16 protein-coding genes are annotated in these 15,904 nt (G+C 61.3%); 8 read left to right on the forward strand and 8 right to left on the reverse strand.

Annotation, left to right across the window (positions count from 1 at the left end; genetic code table 11):
- Window positions 1-61: 61 nt before the first annotated feature.
- Window positions 62-1,087: a zinc-dependent alcohol dehydrogenase family protein gene (locus tag PH558_RS30570; protein WP_285208127.1), complete on the forward strand. Its 1,026-nt coding sequence runs from the start codon at window positions 62-64 to the stop codon at window positions 1,085-1,087.
- 48 nt (window positions 1,088-1,135) lie between these two features.
- Here the strand turns inward: PH558_RS30570 and PH558_RS30575 are convergent, their stop codons facing one another.
- The gene (locus tag PH558_RS30575; protein ID WP_285208128.1) at window positions 1,136-2,185 is read right to left on the reverse strand and encodes an aldo/keto reductase; all 1,050 of its coding nucleotides are present in this window, start codon (window positions 2,183-2,185) and stop codon (window positions 1,136-1,138) included.
- A gap of 303 nt (window positions 2,186-2,488) precedes the next feature.
- Here PH558_RS30575 and PH558_RS30580 point away from each other — a divergent pair, with 303 nt between their 5' ends.
- Window positions 2,489-3,193: an HAD family hydrolase gene (locus PH558_RS30580; RefSeq protein WP_285208129.1), complete on the forward strand. Its 705-nt coding sequence runs from the start codon at window positions 2,489-2,491 to the stop codon at window positions 3,191-3,193.
- Window positions 3,194-3,196: 3 nt separating this feature from the next.
- On the opposite strand, the gene PH558_RS30585 is transcribed toward PH558_RS30580, so the two are convergent.
- Together PH558_RS30585 and PH558_RS30590 are read right to left on the reverse strand one after the other, a co-directional pair.
- Window positions 3,197-3,691 carry a hypothetical protein gene (locus tag PH558_RS30585; RefSeq protein WP_483314214.1) on the reverse strand — a complete coding sequence of 165 codons (495 nt, stop codon included), beginning with the start codon at window positions 3,689-3,691 and terminating at the stop codon, window positions 3,197-3,199.
- Between the two features lie 29 nt (window positions 3,692-3,720).
- The gene (locus tag PH558_RS30590; RefSeq protein ID WP_095434042.1) at window positions 3,721-4,350 is read right to left on the reverse strand and encodes a DNA-3-methyladenine glycosylase I; all 630 of its coding nucleotides are present in this window, start codon (window positions 4,348-4,350) and stop codon (window positions 3,721-3,723) included.
- Between the two features lie 302 nt (window positions 4,351-4,652).
- On the opposite strand from PH558_RS30590, the gene PH558_RS30595 reads away from it, so the two are divergent.
- From PH558_RS30595 to PH558_RS30610, 4 genes are all read left to right on the forward strand, one after another.
- The gene (locus PH558_RS30595; RefSeq protein WP_095434041.1) at window positions 4,653-5,435 is read left to right on the forward strand and encodes a L,D-transpeptidase; all 783 of its coding nucleotides are present in this window, start codon (window positions 4,653-4,655) and stop codon (window positions 5,433-5,435) included.
- A 217-nt stretch (window positions 5,436-5,652) separates the two neighbouring features.
- Window positions 5,653-6,351, forward strand: coding sequence for a L,D-transpeptidase (locus PH558_RS30600; protein WP_095434040.1), 699 nt, complete (start codon window positions 5,653-5,655; stop codon window positions 6,349-6,351).
- A gap of 300 nt (window positions 6,352-6,651) precedes the next feature.
- Window positions 6,652-7,323, forward strand: coding sequence for an outer membrane protein (locus PH558_RS30605; protein ID WP_285208131.1), 672 nt, complete (start codon window positions 6,652-6,654; stop codon window positions 7,321-7,323).
- 75 nt (window positions 7,324-7,398) lie between these two features.
- Window positions 7,399-7,746, forward strand: coding sequence for a DUF6881 domain-containing protein (locus tag PH558_RS30610; protein ID WP_095434038.1), 348 nt, complete (start codon window positions 7,399-7,401; stop codon window positions 7,744-7,746).
- A gap of 48 nt (window positions 7,747-7,794) precedes the next feature.
- Here PH558_RS30610 and glcF read toward each other — a convergent pair whose 3' ends face one another.
- The 3 genes from glcF to PH558_RS30625 form a co-directional block, all read right to left on the reverse strand.
- Window positions 7,795-9,114 (reverse strand): glycolate oxidase subunit GlcF, encoded by a 1,320-nt coding sequence (gene glcF, locus PH558_RS30615; RefSeq protein WP_285208132.1) that lies wholly within the window; start codon window positions 9,112-9,114, stop codon window positions 7,795-7,797.
- A 231-nt stretch (window positions 9,115-9,345) separates the two neighbouring features.
- A complete protein-coding gene (locus PH558_RS30620) occupies window positions 9,346-10,545 on the reverse strand; it encodes an FAD-binding protein (protein ID WP_285208133.1) in 1,200 nt (399 codons plus the stop codon).
- On the reverse strand, window positions 10,542-11,981 hold the full coding sequence (locus PH558_RS30625) for an FAD-binding oxidoreductase (protein WP_285208134.1): 1,440 nt from the start codon (window positions 11,979-11,981) through the stop codon (window positions 10,542-10,544). Before PH558_RS30625 ends, PH558_RS30620 begins: the two co-directional genes overlap by 4 nt.
- Before the next feature lie 118 nt (window positions 11,982-12,099).
- Here PH558_RS30625 and PH558_RS30630 point away from each other — a divergent pair, with 118 nt between their 5' ends.
- Both PH558_RS30630 and PH558_RS30635 read left to right on the forward strand, forming a co-directional pair.
- Complete coding sequence (locus PH558_RS30630; protein ID WP_285208135.1) at window positions 12,100-12,996, forward strand: LysR family transcriptional regulator; 897 nt, start codon at window positions 12,100-12,102, stop codon at window positions 12,994-12,996.
- A 31-nt stretch (window positions 12,997-13,027) separates the two neighbouring features.
- Window positions 13,028-13,591 (forward strand): O-acetyl-ADP-ribose deacetylase, encoded by a 564-nt coding sequence (locus PH558_RS30635; protein WP_095434034.1) that lies wholly within the window; start codon window positions 13,028-13,030, stop codon window positions 13,589-13,591.
- Between the two features lie 3 nt (window positions 13,592-13,594).
- Here PH558_RS30635 and PH558_RS30640 read toward each other — a convergent pair whose 3' ends face one another.
- The gene (locus PH558_RS30640) at window positions 13,595-14,758 is read right to left on the reverse strand and encodes an adenosylhomocysteinase (RefSeq protein ID WP_285208136.1); all 1,164 of its coding nucleotides are present in this window, start codon (window positions 14,756-14,758) and stop codon (window positions 13,595-13,597) included.
- 127 nt (window positions 14,759-14,885) lie between these two features.
- A complete protein-coding gene (locus PH558_RS30645; RefSeq protein WP_285208137.1) occupies window positions 14,886-15,794 on the reverse strand; it encodes a LysR substrate-binding domain-containing protein in 909 nt (302 codons plus the stop codon).
- Window positions 15,795-15,904: the final 110 nt, after the last annotated feature.

A 15,904-nucleotide genomic window follows, 5' to 3' on the forward strand; every position in this document is an offset into this window, starting at 1 on the left:
GGCGATCAGAAAGCAACGATATGCTCGGTCCATTGCTTCCAATTTCTCTCAGGAGATCATGATGACGAAGACCATGAAGCGTTGGACCCTCGAGACGATCGCCGTCGGCGCTCCCTTGAATCTGACGGAAACGGCAGTACCCAAGCCGGCGCGCGGCGAAGTGCTGGTGCGAGTCAAAGCCGTTTCGCTGAACTATCGCGACAAGCTTGTGCGCGAGACCGGCATGGGGCTGCCGATCCAATTTCCCTTCGTGCCGGCCTCAGATATGGCAGGTGTGATCGAAGCGGTCGGAGACGACGTGACCAGATTCTCCGTGGGCGATCGGGTCATTTCGACCTTCCATCCCGGCTGGATCGACGGCAAGCCGCTCGGCGATGCCCGCAATCCTCCCTACAAGACGCTTGGCGGTTTCTATGCCGGCGTCCTCTCCGAATATATCTCCGTGCCGCAAGATTGGCTCGTATCCGCGCCGAACAGTCTTGATTATGCCGAGGCAAGCACCCTGCCCTGCGCCGGTCTCACGGCATGGTTCGCGCTGGTGGAACGCGGCAAGGTCAAGCCCGGTGATAGCGTATTGGTGCAGGGAACGGGCGGGGTTGCGCTATTCGGTCTGCAGATCGCCGCGGCCCAGGGAGCCGAGGTCTTCGTGACCTCCTCGGGACCGGAAAAGCTCGAGCGGGCCAAAGCTCTCGGCGCTCATCATGGCATCGACCGCAACAAAGGCGATTGGGTAGAAGAAGTCTATCGCCTCACCAACGATCGAGGCATAGACCATATCATCGAAATCGCCGGCGGGCCGAATTTCGGCCAGTCCCTGAAGGCAGTGGCGCCGCATGGCCGAATATCCGTCATCGGCGTCCTCGAGGGCTTCGACATCTCCGGTCCGGTGGCACCGCTGCTGCTGAAGTCCCCCACGGTACAGGGCATCGGCGTCGGCCATCGCCGCTCGCTTGAAGATTTCGTGCATGCGGTCGACAGCATCGGACTGAAGCCCGTCATCGATCATCGCTATGCACTCGACGAGGTGTCCGCCGCCTTCGATCACCTCGATCGCGGCCCCTTCGGCAAGATCGTCATCGAGCTTTGACGTAAAGCTGGGCCGCCGCTAGAAGCTGCGGCCCGGCTTTGCAGGATATCAGGCCTTCGGCTCGAAGGGCTGCGGCACGCGCTGGGCGCTCTGGCGGGCCAGCATCCAGCCGGGATATTCGGGCGCAAGCGCGCTGACGTCATCGAGCTTGGCCATATCGTCGGCATCGAGCTTCAGCTGGACGGCGGCCAGATTCTGATCCAGCTGGTCGAGACGCTTGGCGCCGATGATGATGCTGGTGACAAAGGGCTTTGCCAGGATCCAGGCAAGCGCCACCGTAGCGACACTGGAGCCGTGCTTCTCCGCCACTTCGCGCATGGCGGCAACGCAGGCCCAGGCGCGGTCCTTGTCAACGGGCGGAAAATCGAAGCTCGCACGCCGCCCCTCGCCATTGCCGGGAGCGCCCGGACCATACTTGCCCGAGAGCAGGCCCCCGGCGAGCGGCGACCAGACCATGAGCCCGAGCTTTTCCTCGGTCATGACAGGCACGATTTCACGCTCCAGATCGCGGCCAGCGATGGAATAATAGGCCTGCACCGTCTCGAAGCGGGCAAAGCCGCGACGTTCGGAAATGCCGAGCGCCTTGGCGATGCGCCAGGCCTGCCAGTTGGAAACGCCGACATAACGCACAAGACCGCGCGAAACGAGATCGTCCAGCGCCCGCAGCGTCTCGTCGATCGGTGTCACGATATCCGTGCCATGGATCTGATAGAGATCGATATGATCGGTCTGAAGACGATCCAGGCTGGCCTGCACCGAGTCCATGATGTGGCCACGCGAGGCGCCGCGATCGTTGGGCTTCTCGCCCATGACGCCATAAACCTTGGTGGCGATAACGACATCCTTGCGGGGGATGCCGAGGTTTTTCAGGGCCTGGCCGAGCAGCTTTTCGGAATTGCCGAAGGAATAGACGTCGGCGGTGTCGATGAAATTGACGCCGGCGGCAAGCGAGCCTTCGACGATCTTGTCGGCCAGCGCCTGGTCGACATCGGCGATCGAGCCCCAGGGAGTGTTGGGATTGGCTTCGCCGAAGGTCATCGTGCCCAAGCAAAGTTCGGAGACGAACAGGCCGGTATTGCCGAGTTGGTTATAACGCATAGGAGAAATTCCCTTGTGGTCAGCCGGAAGACTCTTCCGACCGGTGAACGCTATCTTTTCGCTATGAATTGGCCTCGGCACGACAGCCGCAGTCGGGGCTGCCCTGGGGAGGTCATAAGACGGTCGTCGAGGCCGGACTCAAGCTCCGCGGCAATCGAGACAACAAGCACATAATGCACCGGAAACCGACTTCAACGCGAGACCTGGGACCGATCACGATGCGGTGACCGACGCAAGCTCTTGCGTCCGGCCGGACGCGGATTAGACTCCAGTTTTTATTTGATGCGCAAAACGGACATACCGATGACGCAACGTCTCCTAACCACGATCGGCTTCGATGCCGACGACACGCTCTGGCAGAACGAACAGTTCTACCGGCTAACCGAACTGCAGTTTACCGAGCTACTCGCCGATCACGCCCCACGTGACGTCATCTCCGCACGCCTGTTGGAGGCGGAGAAGCGCAATCTTCGCCACTACGGCTTCGGCATCAAAGGCTTTACCCTCTCGATGATCGAAACAGCCATCGAGATCACGGAGGGCGAAGTGCCATCGACCGTCATCGCGCAGATTCTCGATATCGGCCGCGATCTCCTCGCCCATCCCGTTGAAACATTGCCGCATGTGCGTCAGACGCTGGAAGCTCTATCGGGGAAATACCTGCTGGTACTGATTACGAAGGGTGATCTTTTCGATCAGGAGCGCAAGCTTGCGCAATCCGGGCTCGGCGATCTCTTCGATGCGGTCGAGATCGTTTCGGACAAGAACGCGTCGACCTATCGCCGCATTTTTTCCAAGGTGGGCGATGGACCGGAACGGGCGATGATGATCGGCAATTCGCTGAAATCGGACATCGTGCCGGCGCTTGCCGCCGGCAGCTACGGCGTCTTCGTGCCGCACGAGCTTACATGGTCGTTCGAGCATGTCGAGGAGCCGACCGAAGCGCCGCGTTTTCGCAAGATCGGTCATCTCGGCGAGCTGCATGGCGTGATCGAAACGTTGCAGTAACCCTTACTGTCCCTGCTTCGAGCGCGGCGGAAACAGCATCGGTCCCTGATCCTTCTGCTGATCAGCCGGCGCCTGCTGGGCGGCCGGCGGATTGGGGTCGATGAGGATCTCGTATGGCGCACCGAGACCGCGCCGGCGCGTGACGCGCGAATAATAGGGCTTGATCAGCCAGGTCGTATCCTCATTGACGGTGACGTCGGCGGTGTTGCCGTCTTCATCCGTGCCGAAGAAGGATTCGTCCTCGCTCGACGAGAGGTCGAAGATCGCCATATAGGCATATTTGCTTTTCGAGCTGAAGGTGATCCGCACATGCTGGCCCTTCTTCAGCGGCAGTGTGTAGACCTTACCCTTGCCGAACTTCGTCCAGCCCGTCAGCTTCTCGAGCACGGCGGGAAAGCCGAGCTTCTCGATCTTTTCGCCGCGATCAAGCTGCGGCAGCTGCTGCTGTTGGGTGTCGGTTTGGGCATAGGCGACGACACCACCGAAGAACGCAAGCATCGCGAGGGAAAGGCCGAAAGCTGCGCCTCTCACGGCCGCACCAATGCGCAACGCATCGCCTCCACCTCTTTCCGGCAATAGCAGCCCTCGATGTGGTCGTTGACCAGGCCCATAGCCTGCATGAAGGCATAAACTGTGGTCGGGCCGACAAAGGTCCAGCCGCGTTTCTTCAGATCCTTCGAAATCCGCACCGAAGCCGCCGTCGTCGGATTGGCGCGAAGATGGGCAAGGTCGAAGATCTCCGGGCGCTCGGCAGCGGTCGGCTCATGGGTCCAGAAATAGCGGGCGAGCGAACCGAATTCGTCGCGCAGCTCAATGGCGCGGCGAGCGTTGTTGATGGTGGAAACGATCTTGCCGCGATGGCGGATGATGCCGGCATCGGCGAGGCAGCGCTCGATATCCGCCTCGCCAAACTTGGCGACTTTCTCGAAATCGAAGCCCGCAAAAGCAGCGCGGAAATTCTCGCGCTTGCGCAGGATCGTCAGCCAGGACAGGCCTGACTGGAAGCCTTCGAGGCAGATCTTCTCGAAGAGCCTGATGTCATTGACAACAGGCCGACCCCATTCCTCGTCGTGATAGCGCTGATATTCCGGCAGATTGCCGTGCCAGAAGCAGCGGTCCTTGCCATCTTCGCCGGTGATAATGCCCGTTTCGGCCATTTTCGCGATTCGTCCCCTATTTCAGCGTTCGCTACCGGAAACCGGTAAGCCACTATCGGATAAATTGAGATCAATCAAATGCTTAAATTCATAGGCTGACTTCGACGACCGCGCATTCCGATTCATGATTTACCACTTACAAACCATCTTTCCAAACCAAGCGGTAACCCTGACAAAGCTTTATCGGCTTCGCGGCATTTTGATGAATAGATGTTTACCATTCGCTCGCGTGCAAGTGGCACCATTGTTTCGACCGGGTGCTTTCGCGCCCATCTTCGGCCCATGTGTAGAGAGTTTGTCCGATGATGAAACATGCCGTTCTATGCGCCGCCGGCGCCCTGAGCCTGCTTACCTCCACCGCCTTTGCCGACGATCGCTATCAGTCGCGCCCGCCCGTCATCGTCAGTCCCGATCTGACCGCCCCCTGGGTGATGCAGCTTGGCGGCGGCAACGTGCAGCCGGTCGTCTATCCCCGCCCGATGGCGCGCCGCGCCGCCGATCCCAGAATGGAGCAGCAGGCCAATCCGCAGCTGCGTCAGGTCGTGCAGCCGCGCGGCCTGTTTGCACGTCCGGCCGTGCAGCAGGTCGCCATGGCCCGTCCGCAATATCCGGCAATCCGCGGCCAGATCGACCCGCAGTTCCTGCCGCAGATCGTCGACTATCAGACCAAGGAAAAGCCCGGCAGCATCGTCATCGATACCAACAACCGCTTCCTTTATCTGGTGATGGATGGCGGCAAGGCGCGGCGCTATGGCGTCGGCGTCGGCAAGCCGGGTTTCGAATGGGCCGGCGCCCACACCGTGACCCGCAAGCAGGAATGGCCGGACTGGACGCCGCCGGCCGAAATGATCTCCCGCGAAGCCGCCAAGGGCCATTATCTGCCTGCGCACATGGAAGGCGGTGAAGGCAATCCGCTCGGCGCCCGCGCCATGTATCTTGGCTCTACCCTTTATCGCATCCATGGCACCAACGCGCCCTGGACGATCGGCAGTGCCGTCTCCTCCGGCTGCATCCGGCTTCGCAACGAGGATGTCATCGACCTCTACAACCGCGTCAAGGTCGGCACCCGCGTCACCGTCATGTAATCTTGAACGACCGCGAGACCTGTGCGGCGATACTATTCCATCGAAGGGCAGTATTCGCCGCACCGGAAAGCCCTCCACTATAATTCAGACTATAGTCTGATCCGCGATAGAAGAGAGGCCGGTTCTTCCAGGCCATTCTCCTCCTCGGGCATTTTGATCTTGATCCCTTCGTTGGTTCCGGTAATTTCCTACCGGATTCAACGAGGGGAATGCCATTATGAAAGCAGCATTGTCGATCGTGACGACAGGTGTCGTTGCGGCGTGTCTTCTTGCAGCATCGAACGCAGCAGCCTTCACCACCTCCGCACCCTATGCGGCACCGGCGACACGCGGCGACGTGATCCGGGTCGCGGTGGAGCCACAGGGCCAGGTGAAGCCGCAATTCCAGCGGCGCATGGTGCGGCTGGCGACCAATGAAGAGCCGGGCACGGTGATCGTCGACACCAACAACAAGTATCTCTACCTCGTCGAAGGCAATAACCGCGCAAGACGCTACGGCATCGGCGTCGGCCGCGACGGTTTCGGCTGGTCGGGCGTCGTCAAGGTCGGCCGCAAGGCGGAATGGCCGGGCTGGACGCCGCCGCCGGAAATGATTGTTCGCGAAGCCAAGAAGGGCCACAAGCTGCCGGCCTATCAGGAAGGCGGCGAGGACAATCCGCTCGGCGCGCGCGCCATGTATCTCTATCGTAACGGCAACGATACCGCCTTCCGCATCCACGGGACCAATCAGCCCTGGAGCATCGGCCTCAACATGTCCTCCGGTTGCATCCGCATGATGAACAAGGATGTGATCGATCTCTATGACCGCGTTCCGGTCGGCACGAAGGTCATCGTCGTTGGTCCCGGCAACAAGCAGGGCGAGGTCAGCTATCAGGATCGCGGCGTCGATGTGCTGAGAACCCTGTTCGGCGGCTGACAGCCGACCCGAATCAGGCATCAAGATAACGGACGTCCTTTCCTGGCATCGCATCGTTCACACCACGGAAGGACGCCCGTATCGCTTGCAATAGCTTATCGTGTGCAGGCGCGGATGGAGACACTGTTGCGCCGGCGTTACAGCCTGAAATTTATCGCGCCGCACCGCTGAGAAACGGCGCGTCGGCTTCAGTTTGCCGTCAGTTTTCCCACCTAAGCCGTACTTGCCTACCCATGACTGCAATAGAAGTGTCATGGAAGCGCGTTTAGATGGCGGCACTTTGGCATCCGGGGATTTCATATGCATCGTGCATTTCGCATCAAGCAGCCGGCATTCGCCGCGCTTGCGACTTCCGCATTCATATTGGCCGCAAGCTCTGCCTCGGCGGAGATGCAATTTTCCGCTTACGGTGGCATACAAGGCGCGACAGGCAGCAATGTGACCACGTCGGACGGCGCTGATTTCGACCCCAACTGGTCCGGAAAATCCTTCAAGATGCCGCCCTATTTCGGCTTCCGCGGCATCTGGTGGCTTGACCAGTTCGACAAGCCGAACTGGGGCGTGTCGCTCGACTACACCCATGCGAAGGTCTATGGCGATCTCGGCAATACGCCCGGCTGGTCGCATTTCGAGTTCACCGATGGCCTGAACATGCTGACGCTGAATGCGCTCTACCGCTTTCAGGACCCGAGCCGCAACTGGACGCCCTATGTCGGTCTCGGCGCCGGCATCAACGTGCCGCACGTCGAAGTCACGCGCGCTTCCGGCACGACCTTCGACTACCAGTTCGGCGGCGCTTCGCTGCAGGCGCAGGCGGGCGTCAGCTACCAGTTCGCCAAGCACTGGTCGACCTTCGTCGAATACAAGGGCAACTACAACTTCGTGAACAATGTCTCGATCGACAGCGGCGATACGCTGAAGACCAGGGTTTTCACTCACGCTCTCAACTTTGGCGTTTCGTTCAACTTCTGACGCCCTTCCGGCTGAAGTCGCAATCGATCCTTCAAACCGGTTCAGGCTTGGGGGATCCTGTGCTATATTTCAGCCATGAGCTTTTTCTACTACCGATGTGACTGGATCCATCCGGAAAGCGAGGAGCCAGTCATCGTTTATTACGAGGTCGATGTCGACGGCGATGTTCCGCGACTGATCGACGTGTTCGCGGACGGCCGCCGGCATTGCATGTCGGTTGCCGACTATGCTGCATTGGGCCGCGAGATGCGGCGGCTCACCAGCCTTGTCGAAGGCTCGTTCTATGACGGCATCGCCGGCCTGGTGGATGGCCTATTCTTTGAAGAAGGGCAGGATCGCATCAGCATGACGCAGATTGCCGCCGACCGGTTCGAAGTCGAGTGGCAGGCTCATCGCCTGCCCACACCGGACAAACTGCATTAGAGCGCAATTCCGGACGGAAAACCGCTGCGCACTTTTCCAGGAATTGCTCTAAGCAGCCGCCGGTTGCAGGCCCTTCAGTTTCGCGGGCATTTCGCCACCATAGGCCCAATCAAGCAATTCCACCGTATGCAGAATGGGAATGCCGGTTCCCGTGGCGATCTGCGTGATGCAGCCGATATTGCCTGTGGCGATAATATCGGCCTTTGTTGCCTCGATGTTCCTGACCTTGCGCGCTTTCAGCTCGGCCGAGATCTCCGGCTGCATGATGTTGTAGGTGCCGGCCGAGCCGCAACAGAGATGCCCCTCCGCCGGGTCGCGCACCGTGAAACCGGCCGCCTTCAAAAGCTGCTTCGGCGCCATGGTAATCTTCTGCCCATGCTGCATGGAGCAGGCGGAATGATAGGCGACTACGATGCCGCGCGGCATATGCGAGGGAAGGTCGAGACCTGCGAGATATTCGGTGATGTCTTTGGCGAGCGCCGAGACCCTTGCCGCCTTGTCGGCATAGGCCGGATCGAGGCGCAGCATATGGCCATAATCCTTGATCGTCGTGCCGCAGCCCGACGCGGTGATGATGATGGCGTCGAGCCCTCCGGCCTCGATCTCGCGCAGCCACACATCGACATTGGCGCGGGCGGCAGCAAGCGCCTGTTCCTCGCGCCCCATATGATGAACCAGCGAGCCGCAGCAGACCTCCCCTTTCGGTACGACAACCTCGACACCGAGGCGCGTCAGCAGGCGGATGGTCGCCGCATTGATCTTGGGATCGAGCACCGGCTGGGCGCAGCCCGTCAGGATCGCCACACGACCGCGCCGCTCGGCCTGCGCTACATGCAGCCCCGGCTTTGCAAGGGGCGACGGCGCGGGAATGCTGCGTGGCGCGAGATCGAGCATGGCGGCGAAAGCCTTCAATGCCGGGATGCGCTTCAACAGACCCTTGAACGGTCGCCCAAAGTTCGCAAGCCGCAAGGCCAGCCGGAAACGGCTGGGATAGGGCAGCACGGCTGCCAGTACATTGCGGGTCAGCCGGTCCATCAGCGGGCGCTTGTAGGTATTCTCGATATGGGCGCGGGCGTGATCGACCAGATGCATATAGTCTACGCCGGAGGGACAGGTCGTGGTGCAGGCGAGGCAGGACAGGCAGCGATCGATGTGCGTTACCACCTCGGCATCGGCGGCCCGGCCGTTTTCCAGCATGTCCTTAATGAGATAAATGCGGCCGCGCGGGCTGTCGAGCTCATTGCCGAGCGTCACATAGGTAGGACAGGTGGCGGTGCAGAAGCCGCAATGCACGCATTTGCGCAGGATGGCCTCGGACTCGGCCACATGCGGATCGGCAAGCTGTTCTGGCGTGAAATTGGTTTGCATCAGCCGAGCCCTCGATTCTTGCCTGCCAGAACAAAGGCGCCCATCATATCCCGTCTAGCCCCCTCATCCGCCCTATCGGGCACCTTCTCCCCAAGGGGAGAAGGGGGAATTCATCTTCCTCTTCCCTTGCAGGAAAGAAAATCGTGGAATCGCAGCAAACAAGGTCATCCCCTCTCCCCCGCGGGGAGAGGGCTAGGGTGAGGGGGTAACCAGCCAAAGACGCCATCCGCATCACCCCATCTTCCCCGGATTGAAAATCCCCGCCGGATCGAATTTTTCCTTCACGCGCGCAGACAGCAGCGCCACCGCTTCGGATTGCGGCTGGAAGGCCGCCGTCATTGCACGGTGGGCTGGGGTGGCGCGCATCAAGGTGGCGTGCCCGCCGCCAAGCGCATGAATGTAGCGTCTCAGCATATCGCCCTCCGGCTCGGCTTCCATGCGCATCCAGACGAGCCCGCCCTGCCAATCGTAATAGGCATCGACGCCCTCCTCCAGGCGAAGAGCTGCAACGAGCTGATGGCCTATGCTAGGGGCGACGGATACCCGCCAGATCGGACGCATCGTGCCATCCGCATAAGGCTTCACATTGCGGATCTCGCGCCAGAGCCTGCGGCTGACATCCTCTTCAAGGCGCCTCACGGAGCCGAGCCGACCCATCGCTGCGGCCAGCTTTTCGGCCCTCACCGTGACGGAGCCGGGAAGGCCCTCGATACGCAGCACCGTCGCCTCCCCTGGCGGCATGGTGCCGTCGATGAAGGACCATGCGACCGTCAGGGGTAGATGCGCGGCGCCCGAAACTTCGAGCGGCAGAGCCATGGCCGCGGCCATCGCGTTGGCCGCCTCCGCATCGTTGAGGCCGGAGACGACGATCGTTTCCTCCGTCTTCGGCCTCGGCGGTACGCGGAATGTCACCTCCGTCAACAGGCCGAGCGTACCGTGCGAGCCGGCCATCAGCTTGACCAGATCGAGACCGGTGACGTTTTTCATTACCCGCCCGCCTGCCTTGACGATCTCGCCGCGACCATTGACGAAGCGGACGCCAAGCAGGCTGTCACGCGCCGCACCACTGACGAAACGGCGCGGGCCGGAGACATTGGCTGCGAAAATGCCGCCGATCGTTGGCTCACCTTCGGTTGCCATCAGCGGCCTGTGATCCATCGGCTCGAACGCCATCATCTGGCCGGCCTCGGCAAGAGCCGCCTCGATCTCGGCGGCCGGCGTGCCGGCGCGGGCCGTCATCACCATCTCACCCGGATTGTAGGCGACGATGCCGGTCAGGCCACGTGACGAGAGCACCGCTTCGGACGCCACCGCGTTGCCGAAGCCGGATCGCGTATTGCCGCCGACGATCGCGAGAGCCGCGCCGCGTGTCGCATGATCGCCGATGATTGAGGCGGCTTCCTCCTCGGTCCTGGGACGAAATTCGGTCATGCGGCGTTGCGTCCGTCGAGCGGGAAGACTTTGGAAGGATTGAGGATCCAGCCGGGATCGAAGGCCGCGCGCACCGACATCATCTGGGCGAGATCGACATCGGCATATTGGTGCCGCATCAGGTCGCGCTTCTCGATGCCCACACCGTGCTCGCCTGTGAGGCAACCGCCGGCATCGACACAGAGCCGCAGGATATCATTGCCGGCCGCTTCCGCCTTGGCCGCCTCATCGGGGTCGTTGGCATTGAAGAGGATCAGTGGATGCATGTTGCCATCGCCTGCATGGAAAACATTGGCGACGCGCAGGCCATAGCGATCGACGATCTCCGTCGTCTTCTGCAGCACATAGGAAAGCTGGCTGAGCGGCACGGTGCCGTCCATGCAAATATAATCGGCGATGCGGCCAGTGGCGCCGAAGGCGGATTTCCGGCCCTTCCAGATCAGGGCCGCCTCGGTTGCCGACTGGCATTCGCGCACCGTCTTGACCTTATGAGTACGGGCGATGGCGACGATGCTAGCCAGCATATCATCCATTTCAGCCTCCGAACCTTCAACCTCGACGATCAGCAGGGCCCCTACATCGAGGGGATAGCCGGCTTTGGCAAAGGCTTCACAGATTTCGATTGCCGGCTTGTCCATGAATTCGATCGCGACGGGCACGATGCCGGCGGCAATCACATCGGCCACACAGGCGCCGGCCTCCTCGGAACTGTCGAAGCCGAAGAGCACCGGCCGGGCGCCTTCCGGCTTGGCGATGAGCCTGACCGTCGCCTCGGTGACGATGCCGAGCTGGCCTTCGGAGCCGCAGACGAGGCCGAGCAGATCGTAGCCCGCCGCATCCAGCGCCTTGCCGCCGAGATCGATGACGGTGCCGTCGGTCAACACCAGCTTGACGCCGAGCAGATTGTTGGTCGTGACGCCATATTTCAGGCAGTGGGCGCCGCCGGAATTCATACCGATATTGCCGCCGATGGTGCAGGCAAGCTGCGAGCTCGGGTCGGGCGCGTAGAAGAAGCCATCGGCCGAGACGCTTTCGGAGACGTGCAGGTTCGTCACGCCTGCCTGCACGGTCGCCGCGCGATTGGCATAATCGATATCGAGGATGCGGTTCATCTTGGAGAGCCCGAGAACGACGGCATCCTCCTGCGGGATGGCGCCGCCGGAAAGTGAGGTGCCGGCGCCGCGCGGAACGACGGGAATGCCGTAGCGATGGCAATATTTCATGACGGCCGCGACTTCCGCCGTCGAGCGCGGCAGGGCGACGGCAAGCGGCAGACGGCGATAGGACACGAAGGCGTCGGTTTCGAAGGGCACGAGCTCACGCGCCTCGTGGATCAAACATTCGGGAGCCAGGAGATCGGCGAGATCGGCAACGATGGCGCTGCGGCGCGCCAGAACATCCGCACGCGGCTCCAGAAATGAAATGGCCTCGGCCATGCCGTCCTCCTCCTGCATCCCGTCGGATACAGCCCCTTTTAGCGCATCACAGCCTTAGCGCTTTCCCAGGTTTGGAGCAAATGATAAGCACTTATTCCAAAACAGGAAATAATTCTGCATGACCAATTTAGGAGATCTCGAAATCTTCGCCAGCGTCGTTGCAACCGGCAGCATGTCGCTGACGGGCCGTGCTCTCGGTTTTTCGCCCGCCGTCATTTCCAAGCGCATCAAGCGCCTGGAAGACAGACTCGGCACACGGCTCCTGCAGCGCACCACGCGGCAGATTTCGCTGACGGAAGCGGGCCAGGGTTTCTACGACCGCGTGCTTGCCATCCTTGCCGGGCTGGAAGAGGCGGAGGCCTATATTGCCGGGCGCTCCTCGCAGATGCACGGCACGCTGAAAATCTCGGCCCCGACATCCTTCGGCCGGTTGCACATCGCGCCGCATCTGAAATCCTTCATGCAGGCCCATCCCGAACTGGCGCTCAATCTCGTACTCAGCGACGAATTCGTCGATATCGTCGGCGGCGGCTTCGATCTTGCCATCCGCATTGCCGAGCTGACGGATTCCAGTCTCGTCGCACGCAGGCTCGCGCCAGTACGCCGCGTGCTCTGTGCCTCCCCTGCCTATATCGACGCCCATGGCATGCCCGAGGATATCGACGATCTGCGCCGGCATATCTGCCTACCTGCGCATAATCTCGATCCCTGGCGGCTGGAGGGACCGAAAGGCAGCCTGATCTTTCGCCCCGAGGGCAGGCTCATCACCAATTCCAGCGAGGTCGTGCGCGAAGCCGTCATCGCCGGCCTCGGCATTGCGCTGCGCTCGACCTGGGATATCGGGGGGGAATTGCGGGACGGCCGCCTCGTTCAGGTGCTGCCGGCCTATGAAGGCTCGCACAACGTCACGCTGTCTGCCGTTTACCCCAGCCGGCAATTCCTGCCGGCAAAAGTGCGCGTCTTCATCGATTTTCTCGCGGAACTTTATGGCCCCCTTCCCTATTGGGAGCGATAGAGCCACCTGGAGGCTTGAGGAGACCGTCATCATGTCCGCACTTGAGACCATCCGTTCCGATCTCGCTCCGAATTCGAAGACCCGCTTCACCGTGACGCTTGGCGATATCACGACGCTCAAGGTCGATGCGATCGTCAATGCGGCCAATAGCAGCCTGCTCGGCGGCGGTGGCGTGGACGGGGCAATCCATCGCACCGCCGGGCCGGATCTCCTGGCGGAATGCCGGACGCTGAATGGTTGCAAGACCGGGCAGGCAAAGATAACGGGCGGATATCGCCTGCCGGCAAAACATGTAATCCATACGGTTGGCCCCGTCTGGAATGGCGGAAACCATGGCGAAGAAGAGCTGCTTGCCGACTGCTATCGCAACAGCCTCAACCTTGCCCGGCAACACGATCTGAATACCATCGCCTTTCCTGCCATTTCCACCGGCGTCTATCGCTTTCCCGCCGAGCAGGCGGCGAGGATCGCGATCCGCACTAGCCTTGCCGAAAGCAAGGATGGCGCCTTCGATGAAATCATCTTCTGCTGCTTCGGCGACGAGATGGCCGCACTCTACGTCCGATTGCTGCCGCAGGCGCTGTCCGGAGCCTGATGCCTATCGCGCCAGATCGAGATAGGCGGAGGCGACCAGCGCATCGATGTCCGTGGGAACGGGGATGACGCAGGCCTCCTTGCCGAGGCTGCCCTTGGCGACCCTCTCCAGGCATCGCGCCTGCAGGGCAAAGCCGAGATCCATGGATTCGACAGTATTCCCCAGCGGGCGCGGACCGGCCAGATTGGCCATGTGACCGCCGCCGAGAATGTGGAAGGCACGGCCATCTCGAATGCGGACGGTCTCGATCTGCTCAGCTTCGTACCGATCGACGCCGACGACATCGGGACTGTCGCGGAAACCTTCGACATCGATCTCATGCGGGAAGTGGCCGCCGTTCATCAGGATCGCGCCGTCCTTGATCAAGGGCAGATCGGCAGCCGTGATGATGTCCGGATAGCCTGTCACAGTGATCAAGATATCGGCGGAGCGGATCGCCGATTCACGCAGCGGCGTCGAGAAGCCGTCGAGATGTGCTTCAAGCGTCGTGACCGGATCGATATCGACGACGCTGACGGTGGAGAATGCATTGCGGAAGCATGTAGCCGTGCCCTTGCCACAGGCGCCGTAGCCGAAGACGGTCACATGTTTGCCATTGGTGGAGCGGTTGGTGAAGCGCAGATAGCTCTCGAATAGGCTTTGCCCGACGGCATGCCGGTTTTCGGCGAACTGCTTGATCGGGCTGTCATTGATGACGAGGATCGGCATGTTGAGCTTGTCGCGCATCGGCATCAGCCGGGTGCGGCCGGATGTGGTTTCCTCCGTGCCGCCGAGCAGGTTGGCATAGGGCCTGTCGGCCGCGCGAGCGAAGAGATCGCCGCCATTATCGAGCAGCAGGTCCGGCTTTTCCGCCAGAATCGCGTCGAGGCTCGCACCATGCTCCTTCGCGTCGCGGGTCTGTGTCGCAAAGACCTTGATGCCCTGAGCGCGCAGATAGCCCACCGTTTCCGGCTGGGTGCTGTTGAGATTGCCGGTGCAGACGAGATCGGCGCCGCCGGCACGCAGCGTCATCAGCAGCGCAACCGTCTTCGGCTCGAGGTGAATGCCGGTGCCGATTGTGAGGCCGGCAAAGGGTTTTGTGTTACGAAATTCCGCTGCCGTAGCGGCCAGCAGACGGCAACTGCGCGCCACCCAGTCGACACGCGAAAGAGAAGAAGACTGATCCATGACACGCTCCTGCCGGCTGGTTCGATGCCGCGATCTGGCATGATGGCAAAGGAGGTGTCGATGGACATTGCACTGCGTTGTATGGCAGAAAATCTGCCATGTGAATGCGTCTCGTTTTGGTGTTTCGCTAAGCCGGTTCGGCCCCTGCCTCGCTTAGCCAATCCGCCATTCGTACCAACGCCGGGTCCTTCACATCGCTGCTGCGAATGCTGAGGCTGTAGCCCGCCGGCCTACGGATAAAGCCGAAGGGAGCAACCAGAGTACCGCGATGGATTTCCTCGCCGATGGCGGTGCGTGGCGCGATGGCAACCCCGAGGCCCGAGCGGGCGGCGCCGATTGCAAGCAGCAGGTCTTCGAATTCGCGATTGCCGGCAAAGCGGATGGGGGCGTGACCGCTTTCGGCAAACCAATCCTCCCACAGGCTCGGGGCGGAACGGCTTGCAAGGGCAACGGCTCCGGCAAGCGCCGGAACACCATTGGCAAGCCCGAGGCGATCGGCGACATCGGGCGTTGCGATAGGGCCGAACTCATCCTCCATGAAGCGGATAGCGGTGATATCGCGCATCGGCCGGTATTCGCCGCCCATGATGACCGCTTCCAGGTCCGGGCGCTTGGCAAGCGGCTCGACTGTCGCCATCGGCACGATGTCGATATCGATATCCTGGAGTGCCGCCTGAAGCGCGGCGACGCGCGGCATCAGCCACCAGACGGCAAAGGCCGAGGGAACGCCGAGCCGAATCGAGCGTCGCTGGCCAACGGAAAGTTCGGCGGAGGCCCGCGTCAGGATGCCAAAGGCGACACCAACGGAATCGGCGAATACCCTGCCCTTCGCCGTCAGCACCAGCCTGCCATTCTCCCGGTCGAACAGAGATACGCCAAAATGTGCCTCCAGCAGGTTCAGCTGCTGCCTGATAGCCCCGCGCACGACGCCAAGCTCATCGGCCGCCTTCAGGATGCTACCGCAGCGCGCAACCGCATCGAAGGCACGCAGCGCATTCAAGGGCGGCAGGCGTCGAGGCGGGATGCGTCCGGACATAATAAGTTTTTTCTTTCTTTCCAAACGATAGCAGCCAGATCCATGCGATTGCGCCACCTGCGGCACGAAAATGCTGTTGAATGTCGGTTTCAGCATAATCGCTGGCGAAT

Origin of the sequence: Rhizobium pantanalense, assembly GCF_030182525.1 — a bacterium.
Taxonomy (GTDB): Bacteria; Pseudomonadota; Alphaproteobacteria; order Rhizobiales; family Rhizobiaceae; genus Rhizobium.